The sequence below is a fragment of the Psychromonas aquatilis genome, assembly GCF_038155185.1.
In the GTDB taxonomy this organism is placed as follows: domain Bacteria; phylum Pseudomonadota; class Gammaproteobacteria; order Enterobacterales; family Psychromonadaceae; genus Psychromonas; species Psychromonas aquatilis.
In genome coordinates this window covers 64,881-84,578 of the sequence record NZ_JBAKAZ010000005.1, presented here as the reverse complement: position 1 = coordinate 84,578, position 19,698 = coordinate 64,881, and the positions used below count along the sequence as shown (strand labels likewise).

Here is a 19,698-nt window from a genome sequence, read left to right as displayed (position 1 = left end):
GCCACACGAAGTGCACACACTAAAAAGGAGCAATAATGCTCCTTTTTTATTCTCTGTATTATGATTAATGCTTATTCAAATAATGTTAAAAAGCTTTCATAACCTTCTTTTGCTAAATCTTGTTTTTTGATAAAACGCAGAGAAGCAGAGTTAATACAGTAACGTAATCCTGTTGGTGCTGGACCGTCATCAAATACATGGCCAAGGTGGGAGTCTGCTTCGGCGCTTCTCACTTCAGTACGTTGAGAAAACAATTTAGTATCGACCTTTTCAGTCAAGGTAATGTCTTCGATAGGTTGTGTAAAGCTTGGCCATCCACAATGCGCATCAAATTTATCAAGAGAACTAAACAAAGGTTCACCAGAAACGATATCAACGTAGATACCTTCCTCTTTGTGATCCCAATACAAGTTATTAAAAGGCGGCTCTGTGCCCTCCTGTTGAGTCACTTTATATTGCATCTCATTTAACGTTTGTTTTAACTCGGTATCAGATGGTTTATTAAATTTACTCATAACTTCCTCTTTATCAGTGTCCTTTGATAGTACGGTGTTTTTGATAAAAATAAAACACCATAAACACCCGTGATCGGTTCTCGGTTATTAAAATAAGCGCTTGACGACTAATTTTAAAAGCGTAACTTTTATATCAAATAACCAATTGGATAAATTGATGCCGCTATTAACAATACACTTACAAAGGTCGTTGCTAAGTTTTTTTAGCATACGGGTCTCGAGTGTTTGAATCGCATCAATTCACGTCATTAAACCCGCCCATTGCGCGGGTTTTTTTATCGCTATAAAAAGGGAGATATTATGTCGAATCAAGTCATGATTTTTGATACTACTTTACGTGATGGCGAACAAGCACTGAGTGCGAGTTTAACCGTTAAAGAAAAACTACAAATTGCGTTTGCCCTAGAGCGTTTAGGGGTCGATATCATGGAGGTTGGCTTTCCCATTTCATCACCGGGCGATTTTGAATCGGTACAAACTATCGCGAAAGAGATCAAAAACAGTCGCGTTTGTGCCCTCTCCCGCGCTCTAACTAAAGATATTGATGCCGCTGCTGAAGCACTTAAAGTTGCGGAAGCCTTTCGTATTCATACTTTTATTTCAACTTCCACTATTCATGTTGAAAGCAAACTAAAACGCCAATTTGACGATGTGTTGGAGATGGCGGTAAAAGCGGTGAAATACGCTCGTCAATATACCGATGACGTTGAATTCTCATGTGAAGATGCAGGTCGAACGCCTATTGATAATTTATGCCGAATGGTAGAAGAAGCGATTAAAGCCGGCGCGAAAACCATTAATATTCCGGATACGGTGGGCTACACTTACCCAAGTGAGTTTGGTGGCATTATTCAATCTTTATTTAATCGTGTTCCTAATATTGATCAAGCAACTATCTCGGTACATTGTCATGATGACCTTGGGATGTCCGTAGCAAATTCAATTACTGCCGTAGAGCATGGTGCTCGCCAAATTGAATGTACCATGAACGGTATTGGTGAACGTGCAGGGAACTGTTCGCTGGAAGAGGTCGCGATGATTTTACATACGCGCCAAGCAAAAATGGGTTACCAAACTAATATTAACCCAGTAGAAATTGCCCGCACCAGTCAACTGGTTAGTCAAATCTGTAATATGCCAATACAATCTAATAAAGCGATTGTGGGGTCTAATGCTTTCTCTCACTCCTCAGGCATTCACCAAGATGGTGTATTAAAAGCGCAAAATACTTACGAGATAATGACGCCTGAAAGCGTTGGCATCTTAAAGAATAAGTTGAATTTAACTTCTCGCTCGGGTCGTCACGTTATTCAACATCGCATGCAAGAGCTGGGTTATCGAGAAACTGACTTTGATTTAGAAGAGTTATACGCAAGCTTTTTAGCCTTAGCGGATAAAAAAGGCCAAGTATTTGATTACGACCTTGAAGCCCTAGTCTTCTTTAATCAACTTGAGAACGAAAGCGAACAAGAACATTACGTCTTATCCAGCATTAATGTTCAATCTGGCTCAGGGGTTGTGGCAACTGCTACCGTTGAGATGGAAATTGGGGGTAATAAACGTGTGGTTGAAGCGGCAACAGGTAATGGTCCTGTTGATGCAACTTACCAATGTTTAATGCGCTTATCTGGACTAGACATTGAGATGCAATCTTATAAAATCAGCAGCAAAGGTCATGGTAAGGACGCTTTAGGGCAAGTTGATATCGTCGCGTCTTACCATGGACAAAAATTCCATGGTATTGGCTTATCGACGGATATTATTCAATCATCAGCAAAAGCATTAGTGCATGTGATGAACCATATCCACCTTGCTAAAGCGGTTGAAGTGAAAAAACAAAATTTAGCGCAAGTTTAGTCAGACCAATAAAATGCATATTGTAAAAGGTGGCGATACGCTGCCTTTTATTTTTTTAAGGATATAAAAATGAAAATAGTTGTTATTCCGGTGACGCCTTTCCAGCAAAATTGCAGTTTAGTCATTTGTGAAGAAACAAGAACAGCTGCGATTGTCGACCCTGGTGGCGAACGTCAACGCATACTCAGTGCGGTCAAAAACCACGATGTAAAGGTTGATAAAATCATTCTAACTCATGGTCATTTAGATCATGTTGGCGATACACAGCCCTTAGCTGATGCATTAGATATCCCGATTATTGGTCCTGAAAAAGAGGATGACTTTTGGTTATCGCAATTGGAAATGCAATGCACTATGTTTGGTTTTCCACACACTAAAAGCTTTGCACCAACGCAATGGTTGGCAGAAGGTGATGTTGTAGAAGTCGGTAATATTAAGCTAGACATTTTACACGTACCAGGACACACACCGGGGCATGTTGCTTTATACGATGCGCAAAGTGGACAAATCATTGTTGGTGATATTTTGTTTAATGGCGCGATTGGCCGCTCTGATTTCCCTCGCGGCGACCACCAGCAATTGGTATCTGGTATTAAACAAAAACTATTAACCTTGCCTGAAGAGACGGTGGTTTTCCCTGGTCACGGTCCAACGACCACTATTGGCGATGAAAAAAGAACTAACCCGTACTTACGATAAACCCCAAAAATACGCCCTCGGCTTAATGTCTTGGGCGCAGCTCATCTCTCATATTTACCAAGCCCCTAAGTTACTGTCACTAAAAGAACCTAGGCTAGCGCCTATCGTCAGCTGGCTTATTGTGCCATTCTATGGCTTAGAGACGATACAAGTCATGCCACTAACAGCATCTTAAATCCATGATTAACTGCATTCTGGTAGTTTGATTATTGATAACGCTGTCGGTATATTCTTATGCACTCAATTATTGTCAAAGTCGTGGCTCTGGTAGCCTCAATTATTTCAGGTATTATTGGCTATATATTGTTAATAACAGCATTCAAAACAGTCTCATTTGTCTACAATAAAGCTGTTTTATTAGAGTCTGCTACGCAGGCTTTATTTTTATTTAAAAGGAAAAGATCATGGCTAGAGAGATTTCAGAAGAAAAGCATTTAAAAAAAATGAAAGCCGTTAAAGAAAAGCAAGATCAAAAAATTGCAGCCGCTAAAGAAGAACGTGGCGTTAGCATTTTACTTGCCGGCCCAGGTAAAGGTAAAAGTAGCTCTGCTTTTGGTATGTTAGCGCGTTCTTTAGGCCATGGTCATAAAGTTGCTGTCGTACAATTCTTAAAAGGCGCAATGTCTACTGGTGAAGAAAAATTCTTTAACGCACATGAAAATGTAGATTGGTTTACTATGGGTGATGGCTTCACTTGGGAAACTCAAAATAGACAAAAAGATATTGATAGCGCACAAAAAGCATGGGACAAAGCCGCTGAATTAATGGCTGATGAGCAATATAACTTAGTTATTTTAGATGAAATCACTTACATGTTTAAATATGAATACCTTGAACTACAACCTACCTTAGATGCGTTAAAAAACCGCCCTAAAGATATGAATGTTGTGTTAACAGGTCGCGGTCCTAAACAAGAGTTAATTGATGCGGTTGATACTTACAGCATGATACTTGCAGAAAAACATGCTTTCAAAGATGGCGTAAAAGCACAAGCTGGCATTGAGTGGTAATCGAATCAGTCGTTTAAGATCAAGCTCCTAGCGTGGTTTTGAATAGAGACAAAAAAGGCTTGAAGTTAATAACTTCAAGCCTTTTTTATTACTGATATGCTAAGCCTTTAAGTTTTTAATAGCTTACTTTATACCAGAATGACGTAATAGCGCGTCGATTGACGGTTCACGCCCCATGAAGGCTTTAAATAGCGTCATTGGTGCTTCACTACCGCCTTTTTCAAGGATGTTAGTCAAGAATGAACGACCTGTTTCTGCGTTAAAGATACCTTTCTCTTCAAAACGTGAGAATGCATCTGCAGACAATACTTCAGCCCATTTGTAGCTGTAGTATCCTGCCGCATAACCACCAGCAAAAATATGGCTGAAGCTATGCTGGAAACGATTAAACTCAGGCGCTTCAATCACCGCGACTTTGGCACGTACTTCAGCTAATACTTTTTGTGCTTGGCCTTTTTCGCCCACTTTGTAGTTATGGTGCAATAGGAAGTCAAACAATGAAAACTCAAGTTGACGTACCATTTGCAGTGCGCTGTTGTAGTTTTTAGCTTCTAGCATTTTCTTTAATAGATCCGCAGGTAATGTATCACCTGTATCAACGTGTCCTGAAATTAACGCTAGCGCTTCAGGTTCCCAACACCAGTTTTCTAAGAATTGACTTGGTAATTCAACCGCATCCCAAGCAACAGCATTAATACCAGCGACGCCAGATACTTCTACTTTAGTTAGCATGTGATGGATACCATGGCCAAATTCATGGAACAAGGTCACTACTTCATCGTGTGTAAATAATGCTTCTTGATCGCCCACTGGTTTGTTGAAGTTACAAGTCAGATAAGCAACTGGTAATTGTAAATGGCCATCTACAGTACGACGACGTCCACGACAACCGGCCATCCAAGCACCACCGCGTTTATGTGCTCGTGCATATAGGTCTAGGTAAAAGCCGCCTATTTTTTCTTTTTGGCGGTTAAAGATTTCGAAGAAGCGAACATCTTTATGCCATACATCAACCTCTTTAGATTCAACAATAGTGATATCAAATAAGCGATGTACTACATCAAATAAGCCAGGGACAACTCTACTTTCAGGGAAGTAAGGACGAAGTTGCTCATCAGAGATTTGGTAACGTTGCTGCTTTAACAGCTCAGCGTAGTAACTCAGATCCCAAGCTTCGATTTTTGTTAAGTTGTCTTTTTGTTTTGCAAACGCTAACACTTCATCACGTTGTTGTTTTGCTTGATCTGTTGATTTTTCAGCTAGTTCAGTTAAAAAATCAATGACTTGATCTGGCTTATCGGCCATTTTTGTTGCTAGGCTATATTCGCCGTAATCATTGAAATCAAGTAGTTGAGCAAGCTCATGCCGCAGCGCTAAAATTTGTTCAATCACTTCGCTGTTATCAAACGCATTGGCATTTGGCCCTTGGTCTGAAGCACGCGTAGCAAACGCGGTATACACTTCTTTACGTAATTCGCGGTTTTCAGCATAAGACATCACTGCTAGGTAGCTTGGGAAGTCTAAGGTAAATAGGTAACCTTCTAGCTCTTTTTCTTCTGCTGCTTGTTTCGCTGCAGCAATCGCTGTTCTTGGTAAGCCAGCGAGTGTTTCTACGTCAGTAACGAGTTTGCTCCACGCGAGTGTTGCATCCATTACATTATTGCTAAAGGTTGACTGTAATTGTGATAGTTGTTGTTTGATTTCACCGTAACGTTTCTTTTTTTCATCGCTTAATGCAATACCGGCTAATTTAAAGTCGCGCAGTTCATTTTCTATTACTTTTTTCTGCTCACCGGTTAACTCAGCAAATTCAGGGCTATTAGCAATGCTAAGGTAAGCTTCATATAAGCCTTGATGCTGGCCAATAAAGGTTCCGTACTCTGAGAATAATCCTAGGCAAGCATCGTGTGCTTCGCGTAGTTCATCATTACTTACTACTGAGTTCATATGAGAGACAGGAGACCATAGTTTGCCTAGATGATCTTCTGCTTCATCTAGTACAGCAACAAAGTTATCCCAAGTGTAGGTGTCTAATTCTGATAATTTCTGTTCTATTAACGCTTTATTGTCTGCAATTGTTTGTTTAACAACAGGTTCGATTTCATTAATTTTCAATTGGCTGAAAAAAGGAAGGCCATCGGTTTTGGTTAAGCTTGAGTCTTTTATATTAGTCATAGCATTCGTCTTATCAAGAGTAGGAATGAATAATATGCGGGCAAAATTAAAAAATTCAAGTTATTTAGTGGCTGAACATACTTCTTTTTACTTATACAGGCCTATTAAGGGGCTTATCGGAGAGAAATCACAAAGACTTGCATTATCAAGAGGAACAACAGAAAAGCAGGAGAAAAGGGTTTAATGTATTTGTCTTTTAGCAGATGGAATAGACAACAAACGCTGTTATTAACCAAGCAACAACAGCGTTTAAAAGAGACTACTCGCTAACTTCTGGTGCTTCGTCTTCTAATTGTATTGCATCATGCTCGCCATACCACTGAGCAATTTTACGCTCTAATACATCCACGCCTAATCCTTTTAATGATGAGAACAATTCAACTTGTACATCACCTTCAAAGTTTTTCGCTTCAGCGCGCATTTTTAATAGTGTCGCTTTACGTGCGCCTTGCTTCAGTTTATCGGCTTTAGTTAATAAGGCTAATACTGGAATACCGGCATCAATTGCCCAAAAAATTAATTGCTGATCTAGCTCTTTAAATGGATGACGAATATCCATTAATACTACGAGTCCTTTAAGCGATTCACGCTCTTGTAGATATTCACCTAATGACTTTTGCCATTTAAGCTTCATTTCTAGCGGTACTTTAGCAAATCCGTATCCAGGTAAATCGATTAATCGTTTGCCTTCTTCCACTTCAAAGACGTTAATAAGCTGTGTTCGACCTGGTGTTTTACTGGTACGTGCTAAGCTATTTTGACGCGTTAAGCGATTTAAGGCACTTGATTTACCCGCGTTAGATCGCCCTGCGAATGCGACTTCGATACCCGTTTCCACTGGCAAGTGTTTATCTAGATGGCGAATATCTGGTGCACTAATTAAAAAGTGCGCTTTTTGAAAATGTATTTTTGGGTATTCCACGATATGCCTCATATGTTTGAATCGCAATATTATTACTTTTTTAAAAGAGTTGTGTAAACTACACATGCTTATTAATGGGCATTATAGCACGCTTAAAATAACAAACTTTAGAATTAAATCGGGTCATTATGAATAAACTCTTGGTCATATTGATCGCGCTATTAAGCTCCTTAAATATTGCTTATGCACAGGGTAATATCAGTGTAGGAAAAGCCAAATCCAAGCTATGCTCAACTTGCCATGGTGTGGATGGCAATAGTACTTCCAACCTATACCCCAAACTTGCAGGACAAGATGCAGCTTACCTGCTTAAACAATTACAAGCGTTTAAGAGTGGTACGCGCGCCAATTTGATCATGTCTGCTATGGCCAGTCGTCTTTCTGAACAAGATATGCAAGATATTACCGCCTATTATGCTTCGCAAACCATGAAACAGAAAAATGCCACTATCATAAAAAGTACAATCTCCCACGACTTATATATAGATGGCGATCAACAGCGGCAGATCATAGGATGTGGACGTTGTCATGGCCCTCAAGGAAATGGTCTAGCATTGGCAGGAGCACCTAAAATCGCTGGTCAGCATGGTGCTTATTTAGCATCTCAGCTGATAAGTTTTCGTGGCGGCCGTCGTAACCATTTACCCAAGGCGTTAGCATCTGACTTATCAGATCAGTTAACTGACTCTGAAATTGAACAACTCTCTGAGTATATTTCAACGCTGTATTAATCACTTAGCTACTATTAGCAAGAAGCACTCATTTATTAGATGAACCTATCTTGCCTCTCCCCATTGAAACACATGGATCCTCGATTGCTAATAGGCATATAAACCTGTTATTCTGCGCATCATTAATATCCCCAATTTAAAGTGTCAATACACTGCAGTTATACGTATTAATCATGTTGTTTAAATACGTAATAATTGACATATAAGGTAACTAAAACATGTCTCGTATTAAAAAAAGTCGTTCTGGTGGTAATTCAGAGCCAAAATTCGATGGAAATAGAAAAGAAACGTCATCTCAAGCGCAAGCAGCACGAGATAAAAAACGTAAAGATAAATTGAAAGGTAACAAAGCTGGTAACCGTAATACCATCGAGTCAAAACAAACAGCACAAAAGAATCAACGCAAAGCAAATAATGACAAACGTATTGGTAGTAAAAAGCCTATTGCTTTAGTGGTTGAAGATAAAAAGCTAGAAGCAGCTAAACCTAAAGTGGTTATGCAGCCTAAAGTGCAAGTGGTTAAAACAAAAGTTGAGCCACCAAAAGCAAAAGCACCTGTTAAACTTTCACCAGAGAAAGAGCTAGCTGAACTGGAAAATAATGATCGTTTAAATGATCTATTAGAGCAGGAAGATGCTGGTGAGACGTTATCAAAAGATGATCAAGTGTGGCTTGATAAGCAAATGGCACGTCATCAAGAGTTGATGACAACCCTAGGCTGGATTGATGATGAAGGCGAAGAAGATTTATTGCAGCAGTTTGAAGATGCAAGCTCGGCATTAGATGAGTATAAATAAAGTTAAATAGGTTGAAATAATATGAATACACAAATGATTTTAGCGATTGTTGCTGTAGTTATTATTCTGTTCTTAGCTTTTTATGTGGGTATGTTACTTAACAAAATAAACGCACATAAAGCACAGGTAGCAGCAGCTGAAAAAGAGCAAGAAGCGTTTAAAAAACAAAAAATTGAAGAGCGAAATAATAATATTATTGAGAGTATTCGCTTTATTGCACAAGCAACGGCGCAAAAGCAATGTAATGTTTCAGAAGCGGCTATTCGATTAACCGTGCTGTTAGAAACACTGCAACTGGAAAAGCCGATCGATATGGCCACTGCTTATCCTGCTTTGCATGCGATGTTTGAAAAAGTAAAAGATATGCCAACCCATGAAGAGCGTAAAACACATCCTGTTAAAGAAATTAAAATAATGGATATGAAGCGAGAAGTGTTTGAAGCCGAAATGGAAGATGAAATTTTAAAAGAAAGCGCTGTATTAGCAAATTTCACCCTCTAAACACTGCACAATACTGATTAAATGGCTGATTTAGCTCAATAAACCATAATAGTCTCAATGCTATTATGGTTTATTAATATCGTCATATAAGAGAGAGTATAAAATGCAGCAGTTGATTTGGGATCAAGCATTAATTGAAAAGTATAATTATAGTGGCCCACGCTACACCTCATACCCTACTGCACTAGAGTTTTCCGAAGACTTTAAACAAAACGATTTAGTGGCAGCAACTAAGACCTACCCGAACCGCCCTTTATCGCTTTATATTCACATCCCTTTTTGTCACAAGCTTTGTTATTTCTGTGGTTGCAATAAAATCATCACTCGCCATCAAGAAAAAGCCGATAAGTATTTAGATTATTTAGAAAAAGAGATTATTCACCAAGCTCCCTATTTTAAAAATAGACAAGTCAGCCAATTACATTGGGGAGGCGGCACACCAACCTTTTTATTGCCTGCGCAAATTAGCCGTTTAATGGATTTGTTACGTACTCATTTTGATTTTTCAACACAGGCAGAATTAAGTATTGAAGTTGATCCGCGTGAAATAGAGTTAAGCACCATAGATCACCTCGCTAAGGTAGGATTTAATCGCCTGAGTTTAGGCGTTCAAGATTTTAATAAAGATGTACAAAAAGCGGTGAATCGAGAACAGGATGAAGTCTTTATTGAGCAATTACTAACACGTGCTAAAGAGCAAGGCTTTCAATCTACCAACCTAGATATGATCTACGGTTTACCCTTACAAACAAAAGACAGCTTTGCTTTCACTTTACAGAAGGTATTAGCCTTAAATTCTGCACGTTTATCGATTTTTAATTATGCACACATGCCCAGTTTATTTGCTGCGCAACGTAAAATTAATGAAGATGACATGCCTAAACCTGCGGAAAAACTGGCGATGCTACAGCACACAATCGCTTTTTTAACTGAATCAGGTTATCAATTTATTGGCATGGATCATTTTGCTAAACCTGATGATGAACTGGCTATTGCACAAAAAAATGGCGTATTACACCGTAATTTCCAAGGTTATACGACTCAACAAGATGCTGACTTGTTAGGGATGGGCGTTTCAGCGATTAGCCAAATCGGACACTGCTATTCTCAAAACCAGAAAAAACTCAGTGAATATTATCATCAAGTTGAAACATTAGGATATGGCCAATGGCGTGGTGTTGCTCTAAATGAAGATGATTTAATTCGACGTGAAGTAATTAAACAATTAATTTGTAATTTCAAACTCAATAAACAACATATTGAGCAACAATTTAATATCGACTTTGATGCTTACTTCGCTGAAGATATGCAATTATTACAAACATTTATTGACGATCAACTGGTCAGTGTTAATGATGATATGATACAAGTTTCAGCAACCGGTCAGTTATTGATCCGTAATATTTGTATGTGCTTTGATGTTTATCTACGTAATAAAGCACGCCAACAACAATTTTCTCGCGTTATCTAAAAGGACCATTACTTTGCCATCACAATCATCTTCAGCACAACCGAGTTATTATATTGGCTTGATGTCCGGTACCAGTTTAGATGCTATCGATGTGGCACTGTGTCAACGAAGTGAAGATGGTGGTTTTATACAAAAAGCTGGGATTGCCGTCAGCTTAGCTAGCCCGTTACGAGAAGCCCTATTAACCATCTGTAATGAAAAACAAGTGACATTACAGACGCTAGGGGAAGTAGACCACCAATTTGCTTTAGCCTGTGCTGAAGCGGTTAATAGTTTATTAAACAGTGAACAAATCAAGGCGAATGAGGTGACGGCGATTGGTAGTCACGGCCAAACTATTTATCATTCACCGGATACACAATACGCTTTTACCCAACAAATTGGCGATGCGAATCTAATTGCGGCTAACACACAGATTGCGTGTGTCGCAGATTTCCGCCGAATGGATATGGCTTATGGTGGTCAAGGTGCGCCGTTAGTACCTGCTTTTCATCAAGCTTTATTTGCCCAAGAAAATACACAACGCATTATTCTTAACATCGGTGGTATTGCTAATATCAGTATTTTAAATGGTACAGAGCATGCTTTCGGTTATGACACCGGCCCAGGTAATATGTTAATGGATGCTTGGGTCAACTTGCATCATCAAAAAAGCTTTGATGAAGGAGCTTGGTTTGCGAGCACGGGTGAAATTGTACCAGAGCTCTTATCTCATTTACTTTCAGACCCTTACTTCTCATTATCTGCACCTAAAAGTACTGGCCGCGAAAAATTTAACCTTACTTGGCTCAATCAACAGTTAAGTCACTTTCAATTAACTGAAGCTGACGTTCAGCGTACCTTATTAGCTTTTACAGCAATCAGTATTGCCGACCAAATAAAGCAGCAGAGTCAAGATTGCGATATTTATGTTTGTGGCGGAGGAGCATTAAACCCACTGTTAATGAGTAGCTTACAATCGTTAATGCCTGACCATAACGTTACGACTACCGAATCGCTGAATATTGACCCTATGTATGTTGAAGCGGTTGCCTTTGCTTGGTTAGCAGAGCAAAGAATTTTAGCTCAAAAAGTCCCACTTAAAGCCGTTACGGGCGCTACCCGAGATGCTATTTTAGGCTGTGTTTATTTACCGTAAACAAACCTGCTGATTAATACTGATGGTCAATAAAATAAGGGCTAATACTTGTTAAAAAAGGCAACTTTCTTTATGCTTTATAAACGGTCAATTAATGAGCATTTTCTATGACTTGTTTAATGCGTATTCCATTCATGTTGATATTAGCCTTCGTTTCTATAACCTTAGTGCAAGCCACTGAGCCTGAAACGCTTGACTCTGTTCCTCACAATAACGGTACACATGGCCTATTAAAAAATACTTATATTGAGCCATTAGACAACTTCCACCAAACCTTAAAGCCTCCTGTCCTTCAAGAAGCAACAGACCTAGTAACAGAATCTTCCGATATTCCAGTAGATGAAGAAGCACTAATTGAAGATGAGCAATAATATTACGCATTGCATATTACTTAAGTAATTAACTTTATATATACTGATTATCCGCTCAAAATTAAGGTTTTATAATAAATGAAATATATTGGTGCACACGTTAGTGCCTCGGGAGGTGTGTTTAACGCCCCTAAAAATGCTCACGATATCGGTGCTGATGCGTTTGCTTTGTTCACCAAGAACCAACGTCGTTGGGAAGCAAAGCCGCTTGATGAAAATACCATTCGTAAATTTAAAGCTGCGTGCATACGTTATAAAATACAAAGCGCTAATATTTTACCTCATGACTCTTATTTAATTAATCTTGGCCACCCTGAGCCTGAGGCATTACAAAAATCCAGAGCAGCCTTTCTAGATGAAATGCAACGTTGTGAACAATTAGGTTTAACGTTATTAAATTTTCATCCGGGCAGCCACCTCAAGAAGATAAGCGAAGCAGATTGTTTAAAACGTATTGCTGAATCTATTAATTTATCGTTGCAACAAACGCAATCAGTGACCGCTGTTATTGAGAATACCGCAGGGCAAGGCACTAATTTAGGTTATAGATTTGAGCACCTTGCGAGGATCATTGAGCAAGTTGATGATAAACAACGTGTCGGTGTTTGCCTTGATACTTGCCACACCTTTGTCGCCGGTTATGATTTGCGTACTCCAGAAGCGACCGAAGCTACTTTTCAAGCTTATTCAGATATTGTGGGTTTTGAATATTTACGTGCAATGCATATCAATGACAGTAAGGTGAAATTTGGCTCTAGAGTGGATCGCCATGCGCCCTTAGGTGCTGGAGAAATTGGCTGGGATTGTTTTGAGTTTATAATGAAAGATCCACGTTTTAACGATATTCCGTTAATTTTAGAGACCACTGATGAACAGTTGTGGCCCGAAGAAATCAAGCAATTAAAACAATGGGCTGAAAACTAATAAAGGTTATTTTTTCAACAATACCAAATAAATACTTTGAAACTTATTAAACAGCGATTATGCTATTAAAGTATTGTAAAAATAAGGAAAGTAATATTCATGTTTCAAGCATTAAAAGCATCTATTCAAGCCTATATGACAGAAGAGCAATGCGCTTTTGTTGAACGCGCATATCATTATGCATACGCGGCACATGATGGCGTGAAAAGAGCAAGTGGGGAACCTTATATTACTCACCCAGTAGCTGTTGCTGAAATTCTAGCGAGTATGAAGCTAGATTATGAAGCGATCTCTGCTGCGCTAATGCATGATGTCTTAGAAGATACTGACACCACTCACGAAGAATTAGCAGAAGCTTTCAACCCGAGCGTTGCTGAATTAGTTGAAGGTGTAACTAAACTAGACAAATTTAACTTTGAGAATCGCGAACAAGCTCAAGCTGAAAACATTCGTAAAATGCTGATTGCTATGTCGAAAGATTTTCGCGTGATGTTAATTAAATTGGCGGACCGAGTACACAACATGCGTACTCTCGACTCATTACGCTTAGATAAACGACAGCGTATCGCACAAGAAACATTTGAAATATTTACCCCTATCGCCAATCGTCTCGGTCTTCATTACCTTAAAAATGAACTAGAAGAATTAGCATTCAAAGCCCAAAATTCAGCACGTTACCATGTGCTTAAAGAAGCAATTAGTAAAGCTCGCGGTAATCGCAAAGATTTTATTGCTAGTATCTGTGATGAAATTTCAGAACAATTAAGCTCGATGTCCATTGAAGCTAATGTTATAGGTCGTGAAAAACATCTTTATAGCCTGTACAAAAAAATGCGTAAAAAAGGCTGTCAATTCCATGATGTAATGGATGTTTATGCCTTTAGAATCGTAGTGAAAGATCTAGATACTTGTTATCGAGTATTAGGCCAAATTCATCATTTATATCAGCCTAAACTTGAGTATTTTGAAGATTATATTGCACTACCAAAAAGTAACAGTTATCAATCTCTACACACAACGCTAATCACCCATGAAGGTGTGAATATTGAAATACAAATTCGCACTGAAGATATGGATATTGTTGCTAAGCATGGTATCGCTGCACATTGGAATTATAAAGAAGGCCATGAAAGCTCCAACCTTGCCGCACAATTACAAACTCGTAACTGGTTCCAAGGGCTAACTGAGCATGAAGAAAATAGCACTAGCTCACTGGTTTTATTAGAAAACATTAAGCAAGAGTTAGGTAATAATGATATTCATGTATTAACCCCACAAGGTAAAATTATTGTATTACCGGCTTTAGCAACTGCCGTTGACTTTGCCTATGCAGTACATACTAAAATTGGCCATCACTGTGTTGGCGCAAAAGTAGATAATGAATTTTCATTGTTAAGCCAAAAGCTAGAAAGCGGGCAAACTATTGAAATTATTACCTCTAAAAACCCTAACCCAAGCCCTGTATGGTTAAACTTTGCAGCGACCTATAGAGCGCGAAACAGTATACGTAACTACCTGAAACAATTACCAGAATCGACGACTATTCCAATGGGTAGACGTCTATTAAAACAAGCATTAAACTCAACTAATTTAAGTGATATTCCACAAGAAAATATTGATCAAGTTATTTCTGATCACCATTTAAATGGTTTTGATCACCTACTGCATGAAATTGGTAGTGGCAAGCTGTTAAGTAAGGTTATTGCAAGACGTTTACGCGGTAATGCCGATGAACTAACCGAATCAAGCCATAAATTACATCTTCGTGAAAGTGCTATTAAAGGTACTGAAGACATGATGTTGTCATACGCTAATTGCTGTAAACCTTTGCCAGGGGATCAAATAGTCGCGCATGCAAGTTCAGGTAAAGGTATCGTTGTCCATACCAAGAATTGTCATAATGTTATAGGTCATGAGAATGAGCCAGATAAGTATATCGCTGTTGAATGGGATATGAACTTTATGAATCAATATGAATACTCAAGTGATTTGGTTATTCAAATGGCGAACCATAAAGCTGGTCTAGCAAAAATGTTTAATGTCATTGCTAAAAGTAATGCCAATGTACTGGATTTACAAACCACAGCTGTCACTAATCAGATCTACTCTATTAGTGTCACATTAACCGTCATTAATCGTATTCATTTATCGCGCATTATGCGACAAATTAAAAAGTTAGCGGGTATTAAATCAGTAAAAAGAGGGAGTACAAAATAAGCTTTTTATTTAGAAAAGTATCTCTATTTCATTAACGCTTCCTGTATACTTCTGTGGTTAATTTAACGGTTAGAATTAATTGTTAAATTAACCATATTTATTGCAACTTTTTAAAGAAAATAAAGACTAATACCAAAAGCAATACTAAATCCCCTATTTTTGCTTTTAACTCTTTGAGTAATCAGTCTTTAATAAATGAAATAACTAAGAATTAATGGATCACAACCTATGAAAACCACTAAAGTTATGGTGTTAATGTTAAGCAGCATAATACTAGGCGCTTGTACTAATGAAGTTCCGATTGAACCACAAAAAATTGATATGGCAGAATTACAACATGATTGGAAATTAACGCATGTTGATAATATTCAAGTAGCGACTGTTATTAACAGTTCATTGACTATCGATGAAGAGAACAAAAGCTCTGGTAATTTAGGTTGTAATAACTTTTTTGGTGAAGCTGAAGTACAGGGCAACCAACTACGCATCGGTAAAATGGGTAACACACGTAAAATGTGTGAATCATTACAAAATGACGTAGAAATGGATGTTAGCCAAGTATTAAGTGGTTGGTCTGATGTTTTAATAGATGACGACACACTAATTATTGGTAACAATAAACATTCGTTAACTTATAAGTTAGTCGACTCAGTAGAAGAGTAACTCGATTACGCCTCTCCCGGTTTTTATTCTATGATACAAACCGGGTATGACTAATCTCCTTCCTTTTTATTTTTAACTGTTAATTAGCAGGAATTTTTACTGCCTCCCCCGCTATAACTATTTATTTTCATATACTAACTCCACTAAAACTCACTTCTTAGTTTTTTTATTGCTTTTAATAATATGCACTGGTAATACCAGAACAAATTAGGTAAGTAATTGATAATTAGTTGCATAAAAATAAAGTAATGAATGAAAATAGTAATTTCATATCTACATCACGAACTAACGAAGTTGTTTGTTTTATAATCAACTTTGTCGATGAAACGCCATTTTTAATAGGGTATTAGAAGGTAATCAACGATAGTCACAAGAATACAATATAAGTAACGATTCGACTTTAATCTATCATTAAGGGGAAAGTTAAATATGACAAATATTCATCAAATATCACGTTTGCCCAAACAGCCAACCATTAATTTAATCAGCTCCTATGGAGAAGATTTTAATACTGAAAAGTGCGATTACCACGAACTATTAGCCAAACTGCAAAGCACGATTATGCAAGAAAAGTTTATGGTTCAACAAGATAATACACACTGGATGGATCATATAGGCCATGATTATATCGATAATCCAAAATTATTTGCGCATGCGCCACTGACTTACATCTGCGCTCTTTTGAGTGAAATGTTCAAACATAACTCAATTGAAAAAATTGAAAAGAATATTCCTCCAAGTGTATTTAGCGCCATTTTAAAACGTTTGGAGCAGTTTCAATAGCAAAGTGTATGACACTGACTTTATTGTTATTTAGTTGGTGATCTATTATTAATCCTTTACACTATTTTTTTAATTCCAATGTAAGTAGTGTTATGGATTCATTAACTCAGATTGTTTTAGGTGCGAGTGTTGCTGGCCTTGTCGGTATTAAACCATTTGGCCGAAAAGCAATTATTGGTGGTGCCTTATTAGGCACATTGCCGGATTTAGATGTTTTTCTCAGTTATACAACCGCGATTGATAATTTTACTTTTCACCGCGGTTTTAGCCACTCTTTATTCGTACTCGCCGCACTGAGTTTATTTTTATATGGGCTAGTCTTATTAATAAAACCCAACCTAAATGTGCATAAAAAGGCATTATTTTTAGTCATATTTTTACCTTTAATCACTCATCCTTTATTAGACTCATTCACTTCCTATGGCACCCAGCTGTTATGGCCAATAAGCTCCCCACCCATCGCTTGGTCGAGTGTGTTTGTTATTGACCCAATTTTTACCTTACCGTTATTGATCGCAGTAATAGGTATATGGTTTAACTATCGTTCGAAAAAATGGCAAAAAGTAAATCGAGTTATGTTAATGATCAGCTGTTTATATTTAGCACTAGGGCAATGGCAGTTTTGGCATATACATCAACGCGTCATGCAGGACCCTATCACTAAACAAAGTAATGTATTTATTTCAGCAACGCCATTAAATACTTATTTATGGCGAGTCATTAGTTACCATGACGATATCTACTATGAAGCAGTAACCAATGTATTCGATAAGCAACCGTTATCATGGAAAGTACATACAACAGGGCGTGATCTTTTGAACGGCTTTAACTCGCAAGAGCTGCAACGTTTAGAATGGTTTAGTCGTGGCATGCTTGCCTTTCGTAAGCAAGAGAATCAATTAATTGCAACAGACTTACGGATTGGCTTAAAGGATTACTATCCCTTCACCTTTCGGATTGCTAAGGGTGAAGATCAAGGTAAATGGCGAGCGATTCCCTCTGAAAAGATGCCTGAGCCAGAAGTTAATCTTGAGAATATAATCGCATTATTCAAATCGTAACGATTTATAAGGTATCTACATACTGCCTAATTTCAGATAAGAACTCTTCGCCATATTTATCTAGTTTAATATGGCCTACACCCGTTATTGATAAGAATTGCGAATCATTTGTTGGCATTAACTCGCTCATTTCTGAAAGTGAAACATCACTGAAAATAACGTAAGGTGGTAAGTTGGCATTATCTGCAATTTGTTTTCGTAAATGACGTAATTTGGCAAATAGTTTGCTGTCTGCATTAGCAATGACACTTTGACGTTTTTGTTTTGCTGTTGTTTTAACTAGTTTTAATCTTGGTACAGCAAGCATTAAGCTATTTTCTGATTTTAATACCGTTCTAGCTGCTTCAGTCAATTGTAAGGCCGAACCACGCGTTAGGTTTTGCATTAACAAACCACAGTGGATAAGTTGTCTAGCGATACTAAACCAGTGTTCTGTTGATTTATCTTTACCAATCGCAAAGGTTGATAATTGATCGTGCCCCAAGCTTTTAACTCGTGCTGTATGAGCGCCACGTAGCACCTCAACAACATGCGTTATGCCAAAGCATTGTCCAGTCCGGTAAACACAAGAAAGTATTTTTTGCGCATCAACTGTCGCGTCATAACTTTGTGGTGGATCTAAGCAAATATCACAGTTCCCACAAGCTTCTGGGCTGTATTCCCCAAAGTAATTGAGTACCACTCTACGTCGACAGGTTTGTGCCTCTGCAAAAGCCACCATGGTATTGAGTTTATGTAAATCGATACGTAACTGTTCTTGGTTTGGATTTTTTTCTAACAAGCTGCGGATCCGAGCTGGATCCGCAGGATCATAAAATAACATTGCTTGTGCAGGTAAGCCATCTCGTCCAGCACGTCCGGTTTCTTGATAATAAGATTCTATATTTTTAGGGATTTCATAATGCACAACAAAGCGTACATTAGGTTTATCTATCCCCATGCCAAAGGCAACGGTTGCGACAACAATATCTATTTCATCTTTAATGAACAGATCCTGTACATTCTGGCGCTCCTCTAAAGGCAAGCCAGCATGATAACAATGAGCATTTAAGCCTTTTGCAGCTAACTTACCCGCAATCTCTTCTGTGCGCTTACGGCTAGTACAATAAATAATGCCACTTTCATCTTTATGTTGGTCTAAATAATTAAAAAGCTGTGCTAAAGGGCGATACTTTTCAATGAGTAGATATTCAATGTTAGGGCGATCAAAGCTACGGATTTCGATTAAAGGATTCTGCAAGTTTAAACGCTGCAAAATATCTTGTTGTGTAGCGTGATCCGCTGTCGCAGTTAACGCAACTAAAGGGGTATTTGGAAAGTAGCTTTTAAGATGCCCTAATTGCGCATATTCAGGTCTAAAGTCATGTCCCCAAGATGAGATACAATGTGCTTCATCCACTGCAAATAAATTAATTGGCAGATGCTGTAGTCGTGCAATGAAATCTGGACGCAACAGACGTTCAGGAGCTACATACAGGAGTTTTAACTGACCACGGTGTAGCGAGTTAATAATATCGTTTTGTTCTTGATAGGACAGACTGGAGTTAAGATAAGCAGCGGAAACACCACAAGCTTGTAAGGTGTCCACCTGATCTTTCATCAGTGAGATAAGTGGAGAAATAACAATACAAATCCCCTCCCTCACTAAAGCAGGAATTTGGAAACATAAGCTTTTCCCGCCCCCTGTTGGCATCACTACCAAAGCATCACTACCATTAATTAATTCATTAATGATTTTCTCTTGGCCACCACGAAATTGTTTGTAACCAAACACATCAAATAGAACTTTATGTGCAGTGGTAGTGGGACTCTGATTCAAAATATAATAACCTATTGATGATGCTAAGCGAATAAACGGTCAGG

19 protein-coding genes are annotated in these 19,698 nt (G+C 38.2%); 15 read left to right on the top strand and 4 right to left on the bottom strand.

Going from position 1 to position 19,698, the window contains the following annotated elements; translation table 11 throughout:
- Positions 1 to 71 precede the first annotated feature (71 nt).
- Positions 72 to 515: a peptide-methionine (R)-S-oxide reductase MsrB gene (gene msrB / locus V6256_RS02295; RefSeq protein ID WP_341596378.1), complete on the bottom strand. Its 444-nt coding sequence runs from the start codon at positions 513 to 515 to the stop codon at positions 72 to 74.
- Between the two features lie 300 nt (positions 516 to 815).
- Between msrB and leuA the strand changes: the two genes are divergently transcribed.
- From leuA to cobO, 3 genes are all read left to right on the top strand, one after another.
- Complete coding sequence (gene leuA, locus V6256_RS02290) at positions 816 to 2,372, top strand: 2-isopropylmalate synthase (RefSeq protein ID WP_341596376.1); 1,557 nt, start codon at positions 816 to 818, stop codon at positions 2,370 to 2,372.
- Positions 2,373 to 2,441: 69 nt separating this feature from the next.
- Positions 2,442 to 3,071 carry an MBL fold metallo-hydrolase gene (locus V6256_RS02285; RefSeq protein ID WP_341596374.1) on the top strand — a complete coding sequence of 210 codons (630 nt, stop codon included), beginning with the start codon at positions 2,442 to 2,444 and terminating at the stop codon, positions 3,069 to 3,071.
- Between the two features lie 404 nt (positions 3,072 to 3,475).
- Positions 3,476 to 4,081, top strand: coding sequence for a cob(I)yrinic acid a,c-diamide adenosyltransferase (gene cobO, locus V6256_RS02280; RefSeq protein WP_341596373.1), 606 nt, complete (start codon positions 3,476 to 3,478; stop codon positions 4,079 to 4,081).
- A gap of 123 nt (positions 4,082 to 4,204) precedes the next feature.
- On the opposite strand, the gene prlC is transcribed toward cobO, so the two are convergent.
- Entirely contained in the window at positions 4,205 to 6,256 is a 2,052-nt protein-coding gene (gene prlC, locus V6256_RS02275; RefSeq protein WP_341596372.1) for an oligopeptidase A, read from the bottom strand.
- Between the two features lie 25 nt (positions 6,257 to 6,281).
- On the opposite strand from prlC, the gene V6256_RS02270 reads away from it, so the two are divergent.
- Positions 6,282 to 6,440 carry a hypothetical protein gene (locus tag V6256_RS02270; RefSeq protein WP_341596371.1) on the top strand — a complete coding sequence of 53 codons (159 nt, stop codon included), beginning with the start codon at positions 6,282 to 6,284 and terminating at the stop codon, positions 6,438 to 6,440.
- Between the two features lie 75 nt (positions 6,441 to 6,515).
- On the opposite strand, the gene yihA is transcribed toward V6256_RS02270, so the two are convergent.
- Positions 6,516 to 7,190, bottom strand: coding sequence for a ribosome biogenesis GTP-binding protein YihA/YsxC (gene yihA / locus V6256_RS02265; RefSeq protein WP_424141041.1), 675 nt, complete (start codon positions 7,188 to 7,190; stop codon positions 6,516 to 6,518).
- 116 nt (positions 7,191 to 7,306) lie between these two features.
- Here yihA and V6256_RS02260 point away from each other — a divergent pair, with 116 nt between their 5' ends.
- The 11 genes from V6256_RS02260 (at position 7,307) to V6256_RS02210 (ending at position 17,835) form a co-directional block, all read left to right on the top strand.
- Positions 7,307 to 7,909, top strand: a complete 603-nt coding sequence (locus V6256_RS02260; protein ID WP_341596369.1) for a c-type cytochrome — start codon at positions 7,307 to 7,309, stop codon at positions 7,907 to 7,909.
- 218 nt (positions 7,910 to 8,127) lie between these two features.
- Positions 8,128 to 8,706 (top strand): Der GTPase-activating protein YihI, encoded by a 579-nt coding sequence (yihI, locus tag V6256_RS02255; RefSeq protein WP_341596368.1) that lies wholly within the window; start codon positions 8,128 to 8,130, stop codon positions 8,704 to 8,706.
- A gap of 21 nt (positions 8,707 to 8,727) precedes the next feature.
- Positions 8,728 to 9,207 carry a DUF2489 domain-containing protein gene (locus V6256_RS02250; RefSeq protein ID WP_341596367.1) on the top strand — a complete coding sequence of 160 codons (480 nt, stop codon included), beginning with the start codon at positions 8,728 to 8,730 and terminating at the stop codon, positions 9,205 to 9,207.
- Positions 9,208 to 9,310: 103 nt separating this feature from the next.
- Positions 9,311 to 10,678: an oxygen-independent coproporphyrinogen III oxidase gene (gene hemN, locus V6256_RS02245; RefSeq protein ID WP_341596366.1), complete on the top strand. Its 1,368-nt coding sequence runs from the start codon at positions 9,311 to 9,313 to the stop codon at positions 10,676 to 10,678.
- Between the two features lie 13 nt (positions 10,679 to 10,691).
- On the top strand, positions 10,692 to 11,816 hold the full coding sequence (locus V6256_RS02240; RefSeq protein ID WP_341596365.1) for an anhydro-N-acetylmuramic acid kinase: 1,125 nt from the start codon (positions 10,692 to 10,694) through the stop codon (positions 11,814 to 11,816).
- A 107-nt stretch (positions 11,817 to 11,923) separates the two neighbouring features.
- Entirely contained in the window at positions 11,924 to 12,187 is a 264-nt protein-coding gene (locus V6256_RS02235; RefSeq protein WP_341596364.1) for a hypothetical protein, read from the top strand.
- A gap of 78 nt (positions 12,188 to 12,265) precedes the next feature.
- Positions 12,266 to 13,111: a deoxyribonuclease IV gene (gene nfo / locus V6256_RS02230; protein ID WP_341596363.1), complete on the top strand. Its 846-nt coding sequence runs from the start codon at positions 12,266 to 12,268 to the stop codon at positions 13,109 to 13,111.
- A gap of 93 nt (positions 13,112 to 13,204) precedes the next feature.
- The gene (locus V6256_RS02225; RefSeq protein ID WP_341596410.1) at positions 13,205 to 15,328 is read left to right on the top strand and encodes a RelA/SpoT family protein; all 2,124 of its coding nucleotides are present in this window, start codon (positions 13,205 to 13,207) and stop codon (positions 15,326 to 15,328) included.
- 228 nt (positions 15,329 to 15,556) lie between these two features.
- Positions 15,557 to 15,991: an META domain-containing protein gene (locus V6256_RS02220; RefSeq protein WP_341596362.1), complete on the top strand. Its 435-nt coding sequence runs from the start codon at positions 15,557 to 15,559 to the stop codon at positions 15,989 to 15,991.
- A gap of 429 nt (positions 15,992 to 16,420) precedes the next feature.
- Complete coding sequence (locus V6256_RS02215) at positions 16,421 to 16,774, top strand: hypothetical protein (protein WP_341596361.1); 354 nt, start codon at positions 16,421 to 16,423, stop codon at positions 16,772 to 16,774.
- Between the two features lie 92 nt (positions 16,775 to 16,866).
- Positions 16,867 to 17,835 carry a metal-dependent hydrolase gene (locus tag V6256_RS02210; protein ID WP_341596360.1) on the top strand — a complete coding sequence of 323 codons (969 nt, stop codon included), beginning with the start codon at positions 16,867 to 16,869 and terminating at the stop codon, positions 17,833 to 17,835.
- 4 nt (positions 17,836 to 17,839) lie between these two features.
- On the opposite strand, the gene recQ is transcribed toward V6256_RS02210, so the two are convergent.
- Positions 17,840 to 19,654, bottom strand: coding sequence for a DNA helicase RecQ (gene recQ / locus V6256_RS02205; RefSeq protein ID WP_341596359.1), 1,815 nt, complete (start codon positions 19,652 to 19,654; stop codon positions 17,840 to 17,842).
- Positions 19,655 to 19,698: the final 44 nt, after the last annotated feature.